The 19973-nt window shown below is 73.0% G+C and carries 9 protein-coding genes; 4 read left to right on the top strand and 5 right to left on the bottom strand.

Annotated elements, in window-relative coordinates; all coding sequences use genetic code 11:
- Positions 1–85 precede the first annotated feature (85 nt).
- Both OG747_RS25375 and OG747_RS25370 read right to left on the bottom strand, forming a co-directional pair.
- Positions 86–4060: a type I polyketide synthase gene (locus tag OG747_RS25375; RefSeq protein ID WP_405881657.1), complete on the bottom strand. Its 3975-nt coding sequence runs from the start codon at positions 4058–4060 to the stop codon at positions 86–88.
- Positions 4053–11816, bottom strand: coding sequence for an amino acid adenylation domain-containing protein (locus OG747_RS25370; protein WP_405881656.1), 7764 nt, complete (start codon positions 11814–11816; stop codon positions 4053–4055). Before OG747_RS25370 ends, OG747_RS25375 begins: the two co-directional genes overlap by 8 nt.
- Positions 11817–12002: 186 nt before the next feature.
- Here OG747_RS25370 and OG747_RS25365 point away from each other — a divergent pair, with 186 nt between their 5' ends.
- The gene (locus OG747_RS25365; RefSeq protein WP_405881655.1) at positions 12003–12680 is read left to right on the top strand and encodes a GntR family transcriptional regulator; all 678 of its coding nucleotides are present in this window, start codon (positions 12003–12005) and stop codon (positions 12678–12680) included.
- A gap of 76 nt (positions 12681–12756) precedes the next feature.
- On the opposite strand, the gene OG747_RS25360 is transcribed toward OG747_RS25365, so the two are convergent.
- Both OG747_RS25360 and OG747_RS25355 read right to left on the bottom strand, forming a co-directional pair.
- Positions 12757–13626 (bottom strand): calcium-binding protein, encoded by an 870-nt coding sequence (locus OG747_RS25360; RefSeq protein WP_405881654.1) that lies wholly within the window; start codon positions 13624–13626, stop codon positions 12757–12759.
- Between the two features lie 138 nt (positions 13627–13764).
- On the bottom strand, positions 13765–14967 hold the full coding sequence (locus tag OG747_RS25355; RefSeq protein WP_405881653.1) for an MFS transporter: 1203 nt from the start codon (positions 14965–14967) through the stop codon (positions 13765–13767).
- A 91-nt stretch (positions 14968–15058) separates the two neighbouring features.
- Between OG747_RS25355 and OG747_RS25350 the strand changes: the two genes are divergently transcribed.
- The 3 genes from OG747_RS25350 to OG747_RS25340 all read left to right on the top strand — a co-directional run bounded on the left by OG747_RS25350 (position 15059) and on the right by OG747_RS25340 (position 17606).
- Positions 15059–16033: an ArsR family transcriptional regulator gene (locus OG747_RS25350; RefSeq protein ID WP_405881652.1), complete on the top strand. Its 975-nt coding sequence runs from the start codon at positions 15059–15061 to the stop codon at positions 16031–16033.
- 83 nt (positions 16034–16116) lie between these two features.
- Positions 16117–16614 carry a glutathione peroxidase gene (locus OG747_RS25345; RefSeq protein ID WP_405881651.1) on the top strand — a complete coding sequence of 166 codons (498 nt, stop codon included), beginning with the start codon at positions 16117–16119 and terminating at the stop codon, positions 16612–16614.
- A gap of 143 nt (positions 16615–16757) precedes the next feature.
- Positions 16758–17606 carry a MerR family transcriptional regulator gene (locus OG747_RS25340; RefSeq protein WP_405881650.1) on the top strand — a complete coding sequence of 283 codons (849 nt, stop codon included), beginning with the start codon at positions 16758–16760 and terminating at the stop codon, positions 17604–17606.
- 320 nt (positions 17607–17926) lie between these two features.
- Here OG747_RS25340 and OG747_RS25335 read toward each other — a convergent pair whose 3' ends face one another.
- Positions 17927–19855 carry an MFS transporter gene (locus tag OG747_RS25335; protein ID WP_405881649.1) on the bottom strand — a complete coding sequence of 643 codons (1929 nt, stop codon included), beginning with the start codon at positions 19853–19855 and terminating at the stop codon, positions 17927–17929.
- Positions 19856–19973 lie beyond the last annotated feature (118 nt).

The raw sequence follows: 19973 nt of genomic DNA, 5'->3' as shown, positions 1-19973 counted from the left end.
GATCGGGGGTGTCAGCAGGGTGGTCATCGCAGGTTCCCTCCAGTGCGGGGTCAGTCGGGTCAGCGGGTTCGGTCAGTGGGCCAGGTCAGTGGGCGAGGGCCTCGGCGAGTACGTCGCCGACGCGGGCGATGTGTTCCGGGCGGGTCATCTCGTAGTGGCCGCAGGGCAGTCGGTGGTCGTGGACGGTGCCCGCGAGGTGCCGCTGCCACTGCCGGGCGAGCGGCTCGGGCCCGGTGGACGAAGGCAGCCCCTCGGGTACGGAGCCGGGCCCGTCGGCGGTGAAGAAGAGCAGGTCGCCGTCGAACCGACCGAGCTCGAAGCCCCCCGACACCCGCAGGTTGTTGGCGAAGACGCGGGCCATCGCGCGGACGTCGGTGTCGTCGACCGGCACCTCGGAGCCGTCGCCACGCAGGATCGCCGCGACCTGCCGCTCGGCCTCGGCGACGTCCGGCACCGGCAGCGCGGCCAGCAGGGCGGGCAGCGGCGAGTCCATCATCGCGAGCAGTTCGACCCGCTCGCCCTGGCGGCGCAGTTCGGTGGCCATGGCATGGACGACGACTCCGCCGTACGACCCGCCGAGCAGCCGGTACGGGCCGTGCGGCTGGACGGCCCGTACCCGCTCCAGATAGCCGGCGACCATCCGCCCGGCGTCCGCGACGACCGGCAGCCGCCCGTCGAGTCCGTCCGCCTGGAGCCCGTACACCGGCTGGTCGGGGCCGAGCCGGGGCAGCAGGGCCGTGTAGCACCAGGCGGTGCCGATGCTGGGGTGCACACAGAACAGCGGGCGCCGCGCGCCGCCGGACCGCAGCGGCAGAACCGGCGCGAAGGCGTTCCCGGCCCCTTCGCCTGCCCCTTCCCCGGCCCCGTTCTCCTCCGGGTCGACGGCCAGGGCGGCCACGGTCGGCGCGGCCAGTACCCGGCTGACGGGCACGTCCAGCACTCCGGCCGCGCGCAGGCGCCCCGTCAGGAGCACCGCGCGCATCGAGTCGCCCCCCAGGTCGAAGAAGTTGTCCTCGACACCGATTCCGGCGATACCGAGCACGTCCTCCCAGTGCGCGGTCACGGCGCGTTCGAGGTCGGTGCGGGGTGCGATGTACGGGACGGCCAGGTGGGGGCGGGGGGTACGGGGGGTACGGGGGGAGTGTGCGGTTTCTGCGGTATCCGGCTCAACAGCGCTGGTGGACACGGATGTTGAGACGTCCGTCCGCTCGGTCGCGCGCGGTGCGGGGATCCAGTGGCGGCGACGGTCGAAGGGGTACGGCGGCAGCGGCACCCGGCGGCGCGCGCCCCTCGTGTCGCCCGTACCACCGCCCGTACGGTTCCAGCGGTCCAGGTCCGCCGGTGCTCCCGCGCTCCACAGCCGGCCGAGGGCCTCGCCGAGGACCTGGGTGTCCGGGCGGTCGGCCTTCGCGTGGCGCAGGGTGGGGACGGTCGTCGGGACCGCGTCGGGGAGGGCGGACTCGGCGAGGGTGGTGAGGATCTGGCCGGGGCCCACCTCCAGGAGCAGCGGGGCGCCGCGGTCCCACAGGGCCGTGATGCCGTCGGCGTAGCGGACCGTCTCGCGGGTGTGGGCGAGCCAGTGGCGGGGGTCGGTCACCTGCTCGTCGGTGATCCAGGTGCCGGTGACATTGGTGACGTACGGGATGCGCGGCGGCCGGAAGGTGACGCCCTCCAGCGCCGTCGCGAAGGTCTCCAGGACGGGGTCGAGGACGAGGGAGTGGGCGGCGGCGGGCATCCGCAGCCGCCGGTGGGTGACCCCGTTCGCGGCGAACTTGGCCTCCAGCGCGGCGATCGCGTCCTCGCGGCCCGCGACGGTGCAGGCGGCCGGGCCGTTGACGGCGGCCAGGGACACGCCCTCGTCGAGGTAGCCGCGCAGTTCCCGCTCGCCGAGCGCCACGGAGGTGGTGGCGCCGCCCGCCGCGGTGATCAGCCGGAGGCGGGTGGCGACCAGCGGCAGCATCTCCTCCAGGGAGATCGCCCCGGCCAGGCAGGCGGCGGTGTACTCGCCGAGCGAGTGCCCGATCAGCGCGGCGGGGCGCACCCCGTGCTCCAGCAGGGTGCTCGCCAGCGCGTACTGGGTGGCCACCAGCGACAGGAACGCCTCTGGGCTGCCCGGTGCGGTGTGCTCGTACAGATCGGTCCGCAGATCGTGGCCGAGGTGCGGGCGCAGGATACGGGCGCAGGTGTCGATGGCGTCGCGGTAGACGGGCAGGGCGCGGTAGAGCCCGGCGCCCATACCGACGTACTGGGTGCCGCCGCCGGGCAGCAGGAACGCGACGGGCGGGACCCGGCCCGGCTGAACGTGCGAGACCGGCGGCAGGACGCCGTCCAGCGCCCGGACGGCGTCCTCGGCGTCGGAGGCGACGACGGCGGTCCGGTACGGCATCTCGGGGCGCCCGGTGCGCAGGCCCTCGGCGACATCGGGGAGCGGGTACGACGTGAGGTGCGCGGCCAGGTCGGTGGCCATGGTGCGCAGGGGGGCCGGGGTGCGGGCGGAGAGCGGGAGGACGGTCCAGCCCGTGCCCTCGGACGATGAACCGGTCTCGGCAGATACGCCGGTCTCGGCAGATACGCCGGTCTCGGCCGATGCGCCGAGTTCGGCCGATGCGCCGAGTTCGGCCGATGCGCCGAGTTCGGGCGACCAGGGCAATGAATCGAGCTCGGCGGACATGCTCCGCGGCGCCTCCTCCAGCACCACATGCGCGTTGGTGCCGCCCACCCCGAACGCGCTGACCGCCGCGCGGCGCGGGCCGTCCGGGCTCTCCCAGGGCTCCAGGCGGGTCGGCACCCGGAAGGGGCTCGACGCGAAGTCGATGAGCGGGCTGGGAGCGTCGAAGTGCAGGTTGGGCGGGATGGCCCGGTGTTCCAGGGCGAGCACGGTCTTGATGAACCCGACCAGACCCGCGGCGGCGCCGAGATGGCCGATGTTGGTCTTGGCGGAGCCCAGCGCGCAGTACTGCCGCCGCTCGGTGGTCTCCCGGAACGCCCGGGTCAGCGCGGCGACTTCGATGGGGTCGCCGATCCGGGTGCCGGTGCCGTGCGCCTCCACGTACGTGATCGATCCGGCGTCGACACCCGCGGCGGCCTGTGCCTCCAGGATCACCTCGGTCTGTCCCTCGGCGCTGGGCGCGGTGAAGCCCATCTTGCGGCGGCCGTCGTTGTTGACGGCGGTGCCCCTGACCACGGCCCGGATACGGTCCCCGGCGGCCAGCGCGTCCTCCAGGCGCTTGAGTACGACCACGCCGGCGCCGCCGCCGGAGACCGTGCCCCGGGCGTCCGCGGCGAAGGCCCGGATGCGGCCGTCCGGCGCGTAGGGGCCGTCGGGGATGTGGTGGTAGCCCAGTACCGCCGTCGGGTCGATGCTCGCGGCGGCGGCCAGCGCGAGGTCGCACTTGAAGCCGAGCAGTTCCTGACAGGCGGTGTGCACGGCGACCAGGCCGGTCGAGCAGGTGGTCTGGACGCTCAGGCTCGGCCCGGTCAGGCCGAGTTCGTACGAGATACGGGTGGCCGTCGCGCCCAGCGAGTTGCTGATGGCGGCGTGCGTACGGGCCACGGAGTCGGGCCTGCCCGCGAAGCGCGGGTGGACGTGCGCCGCGTAGTACTGGCTGTCCTCGGCCCCCGCGTACACGCCGACCACGGGCTCGTCGGGCAGAACGGCGTATCCGGCGTCCTCCAGGGCGTGGTAGGCGCACTCCAGGAGCAACCGCTGCTGTGGGTCGAGGAGTTCGGCGTCGGCCGGGCTGTAGCCGAAGAACGCGGCGTCGAAGAGGTCGATGCCGTCGGGGACGGAGACCTTGCGGACGAGGGACGGGTCGTCGAGGCCGGCCGGGTCGCCGCCCGCCGCGAGGTACTCCTCGTCGGTGACATCCCGGACTCCCTCCCGCCCCTCGGCGAGCAGTTCCCAGAACTCGTCCACGGTCGCGGCCCCCGGGAAGCGCCCGGCCAGCCCGACGACGGCGACATCGAAGGCTCCCGTGTCTCCCGGTGCTTCCGGTACTTCCGGTACTTCCGGTACTTCCGGTGCGGCGCCCGCGGGGAATTCCTCTGTGGGTTCAGACATGACGTGCGGTCCCTTCGGTGTCCAGGGGGCGGCGGGCGGGGCGGGCGACACGGTGCCGAGCGGCACGGTCACGGGCGCGCCGGAGAGTCGGGGACGGGGACGAGTCGGGGGCGGAGTCGGGCGCGGGGGTCGGCCCGGCCGGGCGGGTGGCGAGGTGGGCGGCGAGCGCGCGCACGCTGGGGTGGTCGAAGAGGTCGACGACGGTGAGCTCGTGGCCCAGCCGTTCCCCGGTCAGCGCCTGGACGCGGACCAGCAGCAGGGACGTACCGCCGAGGTCGAAGAAGTTGTCCAGCGGGCCGACCCGGTCGGTGCCCAGGACTTCGCGCCAGATGGCGGTCAGTTGCTCCTCCAGGGCCAGGGTCGTATCCGGCACCGGGGCCGGGGCCGTATCGGGGACCGGCGCCGAGCCCGGGGCAACGGCCTCGGTGCCCGCGCTCCCGGCCGCCGCCCGCAGCACCCACCGCTCCCCCGCCCCGACCCGTACGGCGGTCTCGGCGGCGGCGCGGTACAGGGCGCCCAGGTCGGTGTCCGCGGCGAGGGTGACGCGGGCCGCCGGCCGGTACAGCGGGCGGGCCGGGGCGGCCACATGGCTGCCCACCCACACCGCGCCGCGGTCCGCGCCGATCAGGAGGTGCGGCGCGTCGATGCCGAGCGCGGCCCGGAGGCTGCGCAGCCCGGCCGACCGGGTGATGGTGCGGTATCCGCGGGCCTCGGTGAGCGCGGCCAGACCGTAGCCGCGGCTCATGCCGAGCTCGTCCCAGCGGCTCCACGCCAGACTGCGCGCGTCGACGCCCACGACCCGGCGCTGATGGGTGGCCAGCGCGTCGAGGAAGGCGTTCGCGGCCGAGTAGGCGCCGCTCAGCGCCCCGCCGAAGAAGCCGTTGACGGAGGAGAAGGCGACGAACACCGCTCCCGGGTGGTCGGCCGCGAGGTCGGCGAGCACCCGGCCGCCGGTGACCTTGGCGGCGAGGGCGTCACGCCACTCCCGTACCGAGTACTCCACGGCGGGCCGCTGGTCGAAGCCGCCCGCCAGGTGGAAGACCCCGGCGAGCGGGGCACCCCACTCCCGCGCCGCCCGATCGACGGCCGCGCGCACCCGCTGCTCGTCGGTGACGTCGACGGGCTCGTAGCGGACCTGGCCGAGTTCGCGCAGGCGCCGGTAGGCGGCGAGCCGGTCGGAGCCCTCCCGCTCGGCGGACAGTTCGGTGCGGCCGAGCAGGAGCAGTCGGGTGCCCGGGGTGGCCAGCAGCTGCGCGCCGATCTCGGTGGCGAGCCCGCCGAGACCGCCGCTGACGACGACGAATCCACCGGCTGGGAGGGCCGGGGCGGATGGCAGTGGTCCGGTGACCGGCTCCAGCCTGCGCACCCAGCGGCGGCCGTCACGGTAGGCGACTTCGAGGGTGCGGTCGTAGCCCCGGATCTCCGCCGACAGGGTCTGGGCGTCGGGCTCGTCGACGTCGATGTGACGGCCGTCCAGCCACGGGAGTTCGGCCCGCAGGCTCTTCAGCAGTCCGCCCGCGGCGGCGTGGGCGTACGAGGGCCGGTCGTCCTCCCGTACCGCCCAGGCGTTCACGGTCACCAGGTGGACGGCGACCGGTGTCGCCCGCGCGGCGAGCGCCTTCACCAGGACCAACAGGGTCTCGGCGGAGTCGGCTTCGCCCTCGCCCTCGCCCTTGTGCCTGTGCTCGTCCTTGTCCTCGGCCTCGTCCTCCCACAGGAGCACCACGACGTCAGGCGTACGCCCGTCCGCCGCCAGCCGGTCCAGGAGTACGGTCCAGTCGTCGACGGAGTCGGGCCGCAGACCGTAGTCGGCGACGTCACGGCGTACGAACTCCTCCGCCCACGTCGCTACCGTGCACAGGCCGCCCGCCGCACGCCACGCCCCGGCGAGCCCCGCGGCGCCCGCCCCGACGACGAGGGCCGTCCGGGAAGGCCCGGCGCTCCCGGCGCCCGCGGGGCGTTCGGCTCGCTCGGCGCGCTCCGCGCGCTGCCAGACCGGCCGCAGGAACCAGTCCGGTACCGTCTCCGCCGTCCCCAGCAGCCGTTCGACACGGCGTACGACGGTGTCGTACTCCCCCGCCTCGAAGCGCCGCCGCAGCAGGGTGCGCTGGATCTTGCCGATCTCGGTCTTGGGGATGTCGTCCGCCCCGACGGGCACCAGGTGGGCGGGGGCGACCCCGGTCTCGCGGGCGACCTTGCCGCGCAGTTCGCGCAGGGCGGCCGCCTCGTCCGTGCCGGGCGCGAGGTGGACGAAGAGGGCGAGGGAGTCGGTGACGGCGGCCGGGTCGGTACGCACGGCGCAGGCGGCGGTGAACGACCGCTCCACGAACGGGAGTTCCTCGGCGACGGCCTCGATCTCGTGGCTGTAGTGGTTGACGCCGTTGATGATGATGACGTCCTTGGCGCGACCGGTGAGGTACAGCTCACCGTCGCGCAGGTACGCCAGGTCGCCGGTCTCGAACCAGCCCTCGGCGGTGAAGGCCTCGGCGTTCTGCTCCGGGTTGTCGTGGTAGCCCTCGGTCACGGAGGTGCCGCGGACCTGGAGCCGTCCGGGTGTGCCCTCCGGCACGACCCGGTCCGTACCGTCGACGTCCTCGACCACGCGCATCGCGAACCCGGGGTAGGGCAGTCCGCAGCTGACGACCGCGCCCTCGTCCGGGACCGGCTCGGCGGGCAGTTCGGCGTCGGTGACCACGGACGAGGTCTCGGACATGCCCCAGCCGGGATGCATCGCGGTGCCCGGCAGGCCGTACGGGGCGAGGAGTTCCAGGAAGCGGCGCGCGGTGGCGGCGACCACCACCTCGCCCGCGTTGGTGATGAACCGCAGCGGGGAGAGGTCCAAGTCGCGGTCCGTCAGGCGGTGGGCGTGCTCGGCGAGCAGGCCGAAGGCGAAGTTGGGCGCCCAGGTGACGGTGGCGCGGTGCCGGTCGGCCAGGTCGAGCCAGCGCAACGGGTCGGCGAGCACCCAGGGGGTGGGCGCGTGCACCTGTCGGCAGCCGAGGTACACGTCCCGGAGGTGGAACATCACCACACCGGTGACGTGGTCCATCGGAATCCAGTTCAGCGAGGTCTCCTCGCTGGTGAGGGCGTTGACGGCGGCGGTGGCGGCGGAACGGGTGAGGATGTTGCGGTGGCTGAGGCGTACCGCCTTGGGCAGGCCCGTGCTGCCGGAGGTCAGCAGCATCAGCGCGACGTCCGTGGGCCGCGCGGGGTGGATCGCGAGGTCCGCCTCGGCCTCGCGCAGCACGCCGACCGTGGCGAGGCGGGGCGCGGCGGCACCGTCACCCGCGTCGCCTCCCGCATCGCCTCCCGCATCGCCGAGGACCGTCCGCAGGGCGCCCTCGTGCCGCCCCGAGGTGATCACCCAGGGCCGGCCGAGCATCCCGTGCACGCCGACCAGCTTGGCGCGGGCCGCCGACGCGGTGTCGTACGAGGGCGGCACGGTCAGCGGTACGACGACGATGCCGCCCAGCAGGCAGCCCCACAGAGCGGCCAGGAAGTCCTCGTTGTCGTCGCACTGGAGGATCACGGCGTCGCCGGGCGCCAGACCCCGGGCGCGCAGCCCGCCGAGCACCCGGGTGGCCTCGGCGTACAGGCTCTCGTAACTCCGCCGCACCTCCGCGCCGTCGGCCCGCACCTGCACGATCTCCCCCTGCGGCCCGGCCTGCGCGGCCCGCAGCAACGCCTCGGGGAGCGTGCGGACACCGGGCTCGGGGAGGGCGGGGCCTTCGCTGAGGGCGGGGGGCGCGGGAGCTTCGTTCGGGGCGGGGGCTTCGTCGGGCGCAGGGGCTGAGGCCGAGGGCCCGGAGACGGCTGCGCTCCGCGCGCCGGTGGCGAACTCCAGCTCCCCGAGATCCGGTACATCCGGCTCCAAGGTGACCTCGGCCGCCAGCACCCCGGGCAGCGCGGCGAGTTCGCGCTGCCACTGCGCGGCGGTCACGTCGTCGACCGGCGGCACGGCGGCGAGGGCCGCGCGGTCCACCCGGCCGTCCGGGGTACGCGGCAGGTCGGAGACCGCCGCCACCCGCAGCCCCGTGGCCTCGGCGGCCCGCCGCACCGCGCCGTCCCGGTCGGGCACGGCCAGTACGAGGGGACGGCCGTCGGGACCCTCGACGGCGACGGCGTCCCGCATGCCGTCCCGTCCGAGAACCGACGACTCCGCCGAGGCCGAGATCCGCTCGGGGCGCCGCGTGTGCCGCGGCGCGGGCAGTTCGCCCACCCGGCGCCCGGCGTCGACGGCGACGGCCTCCAGGAGCGCGACCCAGGCCTCGCCCAGCGCCGCCACCGTATCCGCGTCGAAGAGGTCCGCGCGGTAGTCGACGCGGAAGTCGATTCCGCCGGGGGCGCCGTCACCGGCGTGCCGCTCGACGGCGTTGAAGAACAGGTCGAACTTCGCGGTGGCGGTGGCGTACGGCTCAAGCGTCAACGCCTCCTCCCCGAGCCGGAGTTCGGCGTCCGCGTTGTTCTGCAGCGCCAGCATCACCTGGAACAGCGGGTGGCGGCCGGGCACGCGGGCCGGGTTCAGCTCCTCCACCACCCACTCGAACGGCAGGTCCTGGTGGTCGTAGGCCGCGAGGTCCGCGGCCCGGACCCGGTCGAGCAGTTCACGGAAGGCGGGGTCGCCGGAGGTGTCGGCGCGCAGCACCAGCGTGTTGGCGAAGTGCCCGATCAGCCCGTCGAGCGCGCTGTCCCCCCGGGCGGCGACCGGCGTCCCGAGCGGGATGTCGCTGCCCGCACCGGACCGGGTGAGCAGGGCGGCGAGGGCCGCGTGCAGCACCATGAACAGGCTCGCCCCGGACTCCGCGGCGAGCCGCCGCAACGCCCCGTGCAGCCGCGCGTCGACGGCCACCGCGAGGTTGCCTCCCGCCTCACCGTCACCGGCTCCGCCACGCGGCCGGTCCACGGGCAACGCGATCTCCTCCGGCAGCCCGTCGAGCGCCCGCCGCCAGAAGCCCCTCTGCGTCTCCGTCAGCGCCGTACGGTCGAGCACCTCCCGTTGCCACAGCGCATAGTCGGCGTACTGCGCCGCGAGCGGCTCCCACTCCGGCGCCCGCCCCGCCGCGCGCGCCTCGTACGCGTGCCCCAGCTCCCGTGCCAGCGGCGCCAGCGACCAGCCGTCTCCGGCCACATGATGGAGTACGAGGACCACGACCCGCCCGCCGATCACGGCACCCCACAGCGGGGTGTCCCGCTCCAGGTCGAACCGGCGGTGGGCGGCGGCGGCCACGTGCGCCTCGATCTCGTCCCGCGGGCAGTCCACGACCGCCGGCTCGGGCCGTACGCCGCCCACTTCGGCGATCTCCTGATACGGCGTGCCGTCGACCACACGCACCCGGGTGCGCAGGATCTCGTGCCGGTCGGTGAGGTCGGCGAGCGCGGCGCGCAGCGCGGCCACGTCCGGCGCCCGCCGGGGCCGCAGCACGAGCGGCATGTTGTACGCGGCCCCGCCGCCGCCCATCCGGTCCAGGAACCACAGGCTCGACTGCGCCGCGGACAGCGGGATGCGCACGGGCCGGGGGCCGACGGTGAGCGGCGGCCGGGCGGCCGGGGCGTCGTCGAGGCGTACGGCGAGCGCGGCGGGGGTGGGCCGCTCGTACAGGTCGCGGAGCGACAGCTCGACGCCCAGGACCGTACGGACGAGCGTCGACAGGCGGGCGGCGGTCAGCGAATGCCCGCCCAGGTGGAGGAAGTTGTCGTGCGGCCCGACCCGGTCCAGGCCGAGGACACGGGCGAACAGGGCGCACAGGGCACGTTCGCGTTCGGTACGCGGTTCCTCGGCCTCCCCGGCCTCCCCGGCCTCGTGGCTCCCGGGGGAGGTGACGGCCGTCGAAGGCGCCGGGAGGGCCGCGCGGTCCAGTTTTCCGTTGACGGTGGTCGGCAGCCGGTCGAGCGTGACGAAGGCGCTCGGCACCATCGCGTCCGGCAGCAGCCCCGCCAGGTGCTCCCGCCAGACCCCGGGCCCGCCGTCGCCGAAACCCTCGGCCGGGACCACGTAGGCGGCGAGATACGGATGCCCCGGCCGGTCCTCGCGCAGCAGCACGGCGGCGGCCCGGACGCTCGCGTGGGCGACCAGCGCCGCTTCGACGCCGGCCGGTTCGATCCGTACCCCGCGCAGCTTGATCTGCTGGTCGGCCCGGCCGAGGAACTCCAGCTCGCCGCCCGCCAGGTGCCGTACGAGGTCGCCGGTCCGGTACATGCGATCACCGGCGGATCCGAACGGATCCTCGACGAACCGTTCCGCCGTCAGCTCCGGCTGCCCCAGGTATCCCAGCGCGAGCTGGTCACCGGCGAGGTACAGCTCGCCCACCGTCCCCGGCGGCACCGGTCGCAGCGCCGCGTCCAGGACATGGGTCCGGGTGTTCCACACCGGCCGCCCGATGGGCACCGTGGGGGTGGTGTCGGCCGCCGAGTGGGCCCACGCGGTGACGTCCACGGCGGCCTCGGTGGGCCCGTACAGGTTGTGCACCTCGGCGCCGGTGACCGTCACGGCCCGGGCGGCGAGTTCGGTGGGCAGCGCCTCGCCGCTGCAGATGATCCGCCGCAGCGCCGTACCCCGCCAGGGCGCGGGGTCCTGCAGACAGACCTGGAGCATCGACGGCACGAAGTGGGCGAGTGTGACGCGTTCACGCCGTACCAGCTCCGCGAGGCGCATCGGGTCCTGGTGCGCCCCGGGCGGCGCGACCACCATCACGGCACCGCTGATCAGCGGCAGGAACAGCTCCCACACGGACACGTCGAACCCGACCGGCGTCTTGTGCAGCACCCGGTCGTGCGCGCCGGTCGCGTACTCCTCCCGCATCCACAGCAGCCGGTTGCAGATCGCCCCGTGCGAGACGACCACGCCCTTGGGACGGCCCGTGGTGCCGGAGGTGTGGATGACGTAGGCGGGGTCTTCGGGACGGAGGGGACCGGTGGTCAGTTCGTCGGGGTGGAGGGGGGCATCGGAGGTGCGGGCGAGTTCGGCGAGGAGGTCGGGACTGTCGAGGTCCAGCACGCGCACCCCTTCTCCTCCCGATCCCGCCACTCCGATCGCCGCTCCGGAGCCGCCCGCCGCGATCACCGCGACCGGCCGGGTGTCCTCCAGCACCGCCGCGATCCGCCCCGCCGGATGATCGAGATCCAACGGCACATACGCCGCACCGGACTTGAGTACGGCCACGAGGGCCGTCGGCAGCCGGGCCGACCGGGGCAGCGCGACCGCGACCGTCCGCCCGCGACCGGCGCCACGGGCGATCAGGAGCCGGGCGACACGGTTCGCCTCCCCGTCCAGACGCGCGAAGTCGAGGGCGCCGGCCTCGTCCCGTACCGCCTCGGCGTCGGGCGTACGCGCCGCCTGCTCCTCCATGAGCCGTACGAGGGTGGTCACGGGCACGGGGTGCGCGGTGTCGTTCCACGCACGGAGCCGCTCCAGCTCCTCGGGGTACGCCAGATCCACCTGGTCGACGGGTACGTCGGACTGCCCGGCGAGCCGTTCGACGAACAGCGCCAACCGGTCGAGGTCCACGTCGAGTTCGATACCGGCTCCCGGCACCACGCCGAGCCCGGCGCCGAGTTCCCGCACCCGGGCGGTCACCTCGCGGAAGGTCAGCCCGGGGTCCAGGGTCAGCTGCCCGGCGCCGTCGAGCTCGATCTCCCGGGCCCCGGTGCGCCGATGCACCGCGACGGCCACCGCGGCCGTCAGTTCCTCGTCGCCGAGGGCGGTCTCCGGGCCCGCGCCGCCGAACCGGTCCCGCAGAGCTTCCATCACGTCGTCCACGCCGGGTGTCCTTCCAGAGATAGTCGTCCGACCAGAACCAAGGCGCCAAACAATACCTTCACGAACGAATTTTATGGAAGACCGCCCGTGCGACGGATTCAAGCCAGGTGCAAATTGTTGACGATTTTGTCTAACCGACCTACGGTCGGTAACCATCTCCCAGAACTATCAAGAGGAGTACGCAACGTGTCCCCTGCAACCGGCAGTGCCAAAGGCAGCGGCGCCGCGGCCAAGGAACAGGCCCTGGTCGCACTGCGCCAGGCCATCCTCGCCGGTGACATGGTGCCGGGACAGCGTCTGGTCGAGGCCGAGCTGGCCGACCAGTTCGATGTCACACGCGCCAGCGTGCGCGCCGCGCTCGTCGATCTGGCGGCGGACGGGCTGGTGGAGCGGATCCGCAACCGCGGGGCCCGGGTACGGACCGTCTCCGTGAGCGAGGCCGTCGAGATCTACGAGTGCCGCATGGTCCTCGAGGGCCTGTGCGCGGCCAAGGCCGCCGAACGGGTCACCGACGCGCAGATCGAGCAACTCTTCGCACTCGGCGACCAGTTGCGTGCCGCGGTCCAGGCGGGCGAACCCCTCAAGTACTCCGAGCTCAACCGCCAGCTCCACGACTTCGTCCGCGACATCTCCGGCCAGGACACCGCCGCCGAACTCCTCACCCGGCTCAACGCACAGATCGTCCGCCACCAGTTCCGGCTGGCCCTGCAGTCCGGCCGCCCCCAGGTCTCCCTGGGCGAACACCTCGCCCTCGTCGAGGCCATCGCCGACCGCGACCCCCAGCGCGCCGAGGCCGCCGCCCGCGGTCACGTGGCCAGCGTCATCGACGCCCTGCGCGCCATCGAGGGCCCGGGCCGCGCCTGACTCGTACTCGTACTCGCACTCCGGAGAACAAGGCGGCGACCGCGTCAAAGTCGCCGCCTCACTCGTGCGTCGCTGACTAGTTCTGGTACTCCTTGTCGGTGCCCGGCCCGCCGGACAGGAAGTCCTTGCCCGCACCGCCGTGCAGGACGTCGTTCCCGCTGTTGCCGTACAGCTTGTCGGCGCCCGTGCCGCCGTACAGGGTGTCGTTGCCCTTGCCGCCCTGGAGCAGGTCGCTGCCCGCGTTGCCGTACAGCTTGTCGTTGCCGTCGTCGCCGTACAGGGCGTTGCCGTAGTCGGTCTGCTCGGCGTTGGACTCGCTCACGCCGCCGTACAGGGTGTCGTTGCCCGCGCCGCCGTGGCAGGTGTAGCCGCAGTTCGTGAGGGTGTCGTTGCCCGGACCGCCGTACGCGCCCTCGCTGTAGACCCCGCCGCCTCCGGAGAGGTGGTCGTCGCCGCCCTGGCCGTAGAGGACGTCCGCGCCGTGGCCGGTCAGGGTGTCGTTGCCCGGGCCGCCGTAGATCCTCGCGTACCCGTTGTTGTTGGCATTGACCGTCGCGGTGTCGTCGCCGTCACCGAGGTCGACGATCAGGGAGTCGAGGTCGGACGCCTCGGAGTCGGGCTCCGTGACCGTGCAGACCGCCTTGGTGTCGTCGCCGCCGTCCGGACGGACACAGCCCGCGCCGAGGGAGATCTTGACGGTGTCGTCGAAGGTGTAGATGTAGTCGGCCAGCTGGGATGCCGGGTCGGTCGCGCCGAGCGCCCAGGAGATGGTCAGGTTGTTCTTCTGGCCTGCGGCCGCCGTGTAGTAGAGCTTTTGGCCGACGACGACCGCGGTCGCGCTCTTGGCGGTGGCGGCGTGTGCCGTCGGGGCGGTGACGGCTACGGCCACGGCGGCGGTGGCGAGCGCCAGCACTCCCGGCAGAGCGGTGATACGGCGACTGAACATGGTTCTCCTTGATGAGGCCCGAAGGGGCCCTAAGGGGCCCGATGAGGTCTGTGCGCGTGTCCGTGCGCGTGTGGTCATCTCCTTCGACCGCGGCTCCCAAGGGGTAGTTGTGGCTCTGATTGCACAACCTTTCGGGGTTCAGAGGGCGTTCACTTCTGATTGCTCTTCCCGCGATGCGGACACCTCCAGGTGTTGGCGGTAGCCCGAAAGCGACAGCGTCACGGCGACCGAGGCGGTCGCCATCACGGTCATCGCCGTCCCTGGAGAGGTCAGCTGAGCCACCGCTCCCGCCAGCGCCGCGCTCACCCCCTGCATCGTCAGCATGCCCGCGGAGTGCAGCCCCAGGGCGTGGCCGCTCAGTTCGTCCGGGGTCAGGGCCATCAGCCGTTCCTGCTGGATCAGACTCGCGCCGAAGCCCACGGAGGCGACCGCCACGGCCACCGCCGCCACGCCCACCCCCGGACGAAGGGCGAACAGCAGGTACGGGGCGGCCAGGAGCAGCAGGAAGGGGATGCCCAGGCGGCGACGGACCACCGGCGGGACGAAGCGGCCCGTCGTCACATCGCCGACGAACATGCCGAGCGCCGCGCTGGCGAAGAGCAGACCCGCCCGGTCCGGGGCGTACGACACGTACAAGGACTCGCAGCCGACGATCAGGCCGTTCGGAATCCACAGCAGCAGATACGTCGTGCGGCGCGCGGGCGAGGACCACAGCAGTCCGTTCGTGCGCCAGGTCCGCGCGATCGAGGGGCGGCCGCCGGCCCTCGGCGCCCGGCGGGACATGCCGAAACGTGCGACCAGGGCGGACGCCAGGTACAGGACCGCCGCGATCGCCAGGGTGCGCCTCGGCGAGAGCAGGGCCACCAGGACGCCGCCCGTCGCGTAACCCGTGATCTGCATGAGGCCGTTGACCATGTTGAAGACCGAACGGCCCAGCAGATAGCCGTCCTTGGACAGGATCTCGTTCAGCAGGCCCCACAGGACCCCGCCGCCGAGCGACGAGACCAGGCCGAGGAGGGCGATCAGGGCGAAGACCGCCCCGACCGGAAGACCGGGCACCGCCATCACCGCCGTACCGACCGCGAAGGACAGCGCGATGCCCGCCGTCGTCGCGCGCGGTGCCAGCCGGTCCGCCGCCGACAGCAGCGTGGTCGCGCCGACCACCTGCGCCAGCTGCGGGCCGAACATACTCACCGCGGACAGCAGGGGTGAGTCGGTCGCCTTGTAGACCAGCGTCCCGATGGCCAGACCGCCGATCGTCGAGGCCGCGGCCTTGAGCGCGGAAGTAAGGAAGAGGGGGGTGAACTCGGGGGTGCGGAAGAGGTCGGAGTAGCTGCGCATGCGCGGAGTCTCCGGGGCCGTACGAGAGGGTCGTTATTGTTTCGCGGGGAGGCGAAACCAACAGGGCAAGCACGGGCGAGGAGGGACGCGGATGGGCTGGTGGCAGGTCAACGCCGACACCCTCGCCAGCAGCCGCTTCGTACTGTCGCCGCTCGCCGAGACCTTCGCGAGCCTGAAGCTGCTGCAGACGGGGCCCGCCACCCACCCCGGTGAGCGGGCTTGGCTGCACGCCCACCTGCCCGCGTACCGGAGGCACCTCGCGGCCGATCCCGTCACCGCGCTGCTCATCCGCTCCGGGCTCGGGCGGGACTGGATCGCCGACTTCCTGACCCCCACCACGTACGGCGACGAGTCCTTCGAGGAGGAGGTCGCCCGGGTACGGGAGACGAAGCCGGCGGACGCGCACGCCCACCTCGCCGTCTCCCTCCGCGGCCCCCTGCCCGCCGAACTGGCCGACCGCGACGACCTGCCGCGGCGCGCCGCGGAGCTCCTCAGCTATGTCTGGGAGGAGTCCGTACGCCCCTACTGGGACCGGCGGCGGCGCATCCTGGAGGCCGATGTGGTCGCGCGGACCGCGCAGTTGAGCCAGGGCGGCTGGGCGGCGGCACTGGACGCGCTGCGGCCGGGGACGCGGTGGCTCGGCGGGAACCGGCTGCAGGTGAACCTCCACGAGTACCCGCCGCGCGAGATCTCCGGCGCCCAGCTCCTCTTCATACCCGTCACCCCCAAGGCCGGATGGGTGTCCTGGGATGAGCCGCACCGGTACGCCGTCGTCTACCCGTGCACGGGCGTCCTGGCCGACGTACGCGCCGCGCCGGTGCCCGAGAGCCTCGGCGCGCTTCTCGGCGCCGCCCGCGCCGGCGTCCTCGTCCTCCTCGACTCCCCCATGTCCACCAGCCAGCTGGTCGCCGTGACCGGGCAGGGGCTGGGCTCGGTCGGGCGGCATCTGAAGGTGCTGCTGGACGCGCGGCTCGTGCGGCGGCGGCGGGCGGGCCGGGCGGTGCTGTACTCGCGGACGGCGGCCGGTGAGGTACTCGTCACAGCCCAGCGCGACTCACGCGGCTGATACGGCTGACGCGACTCACGCGGCTGTCAGACAGCTGACGGGCGGCTGACAGGAATGTCGGGTAGCGGAGTTAGCATCCGCTTATGACTACTGACAACTCTGTGCTTGACGTCGAAATCGGGGCCCTCCAGGGTGGTTCCGCCGATCTCGGGCAGTACCGCGGCAAAACCGTGCTCGTCGTGAACGTGGCCTCCAAGTGCGGGCTGACCCCGCAGTACGCGGGCCTGGAGCGACTGCAGGAGCGGTACGCCGACCAGGGCTTCACCGTGCTCGGTGTGCCCTGCAACCAGTTCCTGGGGCAGGAGCCCGGCACCTCCGAGGAGATCGCCGAGTTCTGCTCCGCGACGTACGGCGTGACCTTCCCGATGACCGAGAAGGTCGAGGTGAACGGGGACGCACGGCACGAGCTGTACCGGCGGCTGGTGAACACCGCCGACGCCGAGGGCCACAGCGGCGACATCCGCTGGAACTTCGAGAAGTTCCTGATCGGACCGGCGGGAGACGTGCTGGCACGGTTCTCGCCGAAGACCGAGCCGGAGTCGGCGGAGATCGTGACGGCGCTGGAGAAGGCGCTCGCATAGCGCCGACCTTTCCCTCGGCTGGTTATCCCTCGACTGGTTGTCCCTCGGCGGGTTGTCCCTCGGCTGATTGACCTTGCCCCTGGGGCAGGGACCAGCCTCCTTTCTCGCCGGGCGGAAGGCGTCCGGCGACGGAGGATGGGCTCGTGCATCAGGAACTGCTCACCATCGGCGCGTTCGCCGCCCGCGCGCGGCTCTCGCCGAAGGCACTTCGGCTGTACGACCGGCTCGGACTGCTCGCCCCCGCGTACGTCGACGAGGTCAGCGGCTACCGCCACTACCGCGCCGACCAGGTCGACCGCGCCCGCACGGTCGCGCTGCTGCGGCAGCTCGACATGCCGCTCGCGCGGATCGCCGAGGTGGTGGAGGCGGACGGAGCGCAGGCGGCTGCGCTCCTCACCTCCTACTGGGCGGCTGCCGAGTCCCGGTTCGCTTCCCAGCGGACGCTCGCCGAGTACCTCCGTGGACGGCTGTCGGGAAGGAGTTCCGAAATGTACGGGAAGTTCGTGGTCGAGACGGTGGACGTACCGGAGCGGGTGGTGCTGACGGAGAAGCGGCACACGCTGGCGGACGAGCTGCCGATCTGGATTCCGGCCTCGCTGGGCCGGCTGGAGGACGGAGCCCGGGAGTGCGGAGGGGTGACCGGCGCCCCCTTCGTCGTCTACTACGCCGAGGTCAGCATGGAGAGCGACGGCCCCGCCGAGTCGTGTGTACCCGTCGCGGACGGGGAGGCCGCCCGGGTGTGGGCCGAGAAGCGGGGGCGGGCGTCCGGGATCGAGGTCCGCGTCGAGCCGGCCCACCGCCTCGCCTACGCCCGGATCACCAAGGCGCAGGTCGCCCATCCGCAGATCCACGCCGCGTTCGAGGCCGTCGAGGCGTGGATCGCCGAACAGGGGCTCTCGTACGACGGTCCCTGCCGCGAGGTGTACTTCGCCGACTGGGATGCGGCGGGGCCTGAGGACCCGGTGTGCGACGTGGCGTTCCCGGTGAGCTGAGCCCCCCGGGGGGGCGCGGACGCCGGCTTCCTCGCCCCCGCCGCCGCTGCAACGGGATTCCGCCCCCAGGCCCCCGACGCTGTTGGCGCATCCGCTGCGGCCGGGTAGGCGGCCGCGGGAATGTGACACTCGCCGCGCAAGTGTCACATTCTCCGGGCCACACCCCCATGGCCCCGGGGCACCGGCCGGACCGCCCACCACGCCGACCGGGATGCGCCGACAGCGCCCCAGACCCCCGGTGGGTCCTTTGGCTTCGGGTGAGTGGGGGCTGATCGCGCGGTTTCCCTCACCCTTGAAGACCCGGGGCGAGGGAAGCCGGGTCAGCGGAGTTCATCGGGGCAGGGGGTTCCCCGGGGGAGTTGGTACGGGGCCGCCAGGCGGTACGTGCCGGGGGCCGGGGCCAGGAGTTCTGTCCACTTGTCGCCGGAGGCGTTCTCCGGGGTCTCCATGACGCAGCCGTTGAGGTTCTTGTACGTCTTCGGAGTCCCGTCCGCCCGGTGCTTCGACTTCTCGGTCTCCTGCGGCGGCTTCACGCTCTTCCCCTTGGCGTCGACGAGACCTAGCCACGGGGAGTACGGGATACGGATCAGGACACGGCCCGCCTTCTTCACCTCGATGGTCAGCTCGCCCTGTTCGGCACGGTCGACGACCGCGGGCGGATCGGCCAGCGGGGTGGGGTCCGTGACCGCGAACAGCTGCCAGTTCGCGTCGCCCCAGATCTGGCGGAGATACGGCATGCCACGCTGCACCAGCTTGCGTTCGCGTTCGCCGCCGTCCCCGTCCGGTTCCCCCTTCGGCAGCACCACGTAGTGGACGGCCCAGCGCTGCAGCCACTCGTGATAGTTCGCCGAGTTGAGGGTGTCGTCGTAGAAGAGCGGGTTGCGCTCCATGTCGGCCTGCCGGTTCCAGCCCCGGGCGAGGTTCACATACGGGGCGAGCGCGGACGCCTCGCGGTGCGAGCGGGCGGGGACCACTTCCACGCGGCCCTTCTCGGCGCCCACCACCTGGAGCTGGTTCACCAGCGGGGCCAGCTCCCGCGCCCAGGACGCCGCCGGAGTCGTATGCACGATGTCGTCGACCGACTTGAAGCCGATCCACCCGACGAACCCGGCGAGGGCGACGACGGTGACGTACCACTTCCGCGACTTCGGCACGGTGAAGGGGAGCGCGGCGAGGAGCACCACGCCCGTGAACAGCATCGCCAGGCGTGAGATGTTGGAGCCGATCTGCGAGCTGATCAGCCAGACGAGGAGTACGGCGAGGCCGTACACGGCCGCCGTGATCCGGACCGTCTTCCACGCCTTGGGCACGAGCGCGAAGACCAGCCCGGAGGAGAGCAGCGGCAGCGAGGCCGAGCCGAAGGACATCGGCTGGGTGCCCGAGAAGGGGAACAGCCAGGCCGACAGCGCGACGACGATCGTCGGCGCGATACCGAGCGCGTACGCGCCGGGGCGCCGCTTCTGGAGGAAGAGGGCCACCGCGAGCAGACCGACGAACAGTCCGGCCACCGGCGACCCGGCGGTGGCGAGCGCGGCGAGCGACGCCGCGCACAGGGCCTTCGCCCAGCGTTTGTGGCGCCAGCGGTAGGGCCAGCAGAAGACCACGGCGGCCGCCCCGAGCCCGAAGGCCATGCCGAGGCCGTACGTCACCCGCCCCGACACCGCGTTGCACAAGAGCGCGAAAACACCCGCGAGGGCCGGCCACAGCGGCTCGCGCACCGCCCGGCTGCGGATCAGGATCATCGTGATCAGGCCCGCCGAGATCGTCCCGGCGATCATCATCGTCGTACGGACGCCGAGGACCGACATCAGATACGGCGACACCACGCTGTAGGACACCGGGTGCATACCGCCGTACCAGGCGAGGTTGTACGCCGAGTCCGGGTGCCGTCCGACGAACTCCGCCCACGCGTCCTGCGCCGCGAGGTCCCCACCACTGTTCGCGAACGTGAAGAACCAGATGATGTGCAGGACGCCGGCCAGAACAGTGACGAAGGCGACGGGGTGCCGGAGGGCGAAACGCTTCAGACGGGCACCGCGCGCCGTTCCGCGCGCCATGGACTCCTGGGACTCGTCGCCCGCGGATCTGCCACCCGTGGGTTTGTCGCCCATGGGTTTGTCGCCCATGGGTTTGTCGCCCTTGAGGCCGTCGAGGGCGCGTGCGGGCAGCCGTATTCGTGAGCCCGGTCCAGGATCTGGTCCAGGGCCCGGATCGGCGTCGTCGGCGTGTGTCGGCTCCGCTGTCGCCACTGCAAGGCTCCCGTGTCCCGTTTTCTCGTGCTCGGCCGGGACCCGCGGCCCGCGACCTGCCCCGATCTCGCGACGCTAGCACGCGCCCCGCCGGGGAGCGCCCGGGTGGGGCGCCCCC

This window comes from Streptomyces sp. NBC_01384 (genome assembly GCF_045040035.1).
In the GTDB taxonomy this organism is placed as follows: domain Bacteria; phylum Actinomycetota; class Actinomycetes; order Streptomycetales; family Streptomycetaceae; genus Streptomyces.
The sequence above is the reverse complement of the archived record's forward strand: the minus strand, read 5'-3'. Positions and strand labels throughout refer to the sequence as shown.

Excerpts from the sequence above, each read along its gene's own strand:
- OG747_RS25345 (WP_405881651.1), top strand. The coding sequence starts at position 16,117 with ATGACTACTGACAACTCTGTGCTTGACGTCGAAATCGGGGCCCTCCAG.
- OG747_RS25355 (WP_405881653.1), bottom strand. The coding sequence starts at position 14,967 with ATGCGCAGCTACTCCGACCTCTTCCGCACCCCCGAGTTCACCCCCCTC.
- OG747_RS25360 (WP_405881654.1), bottom strand. The coding sequence starts at position 13,626 with ATGTTCAGTCGCCGTATCACCGCTCTGCCGGGAGTGCTGGCGCTCGCC.
- OG747_RS25375 (WP_405881657.1), bottom strand. The coding sequence starts at position 4,060 with ATGTCTGAACCCACAGAGGAATTCCCCGCGGGCGCCGCACCGGAAGTA.
- OG747_RS25350 (WP_405881652.1), top strand. The coding sequence starts at position 15,059 with ATGGGCTGGTGGCAGGTCAACGCCGACACCCTCGCCAGCAGCCGCTTC.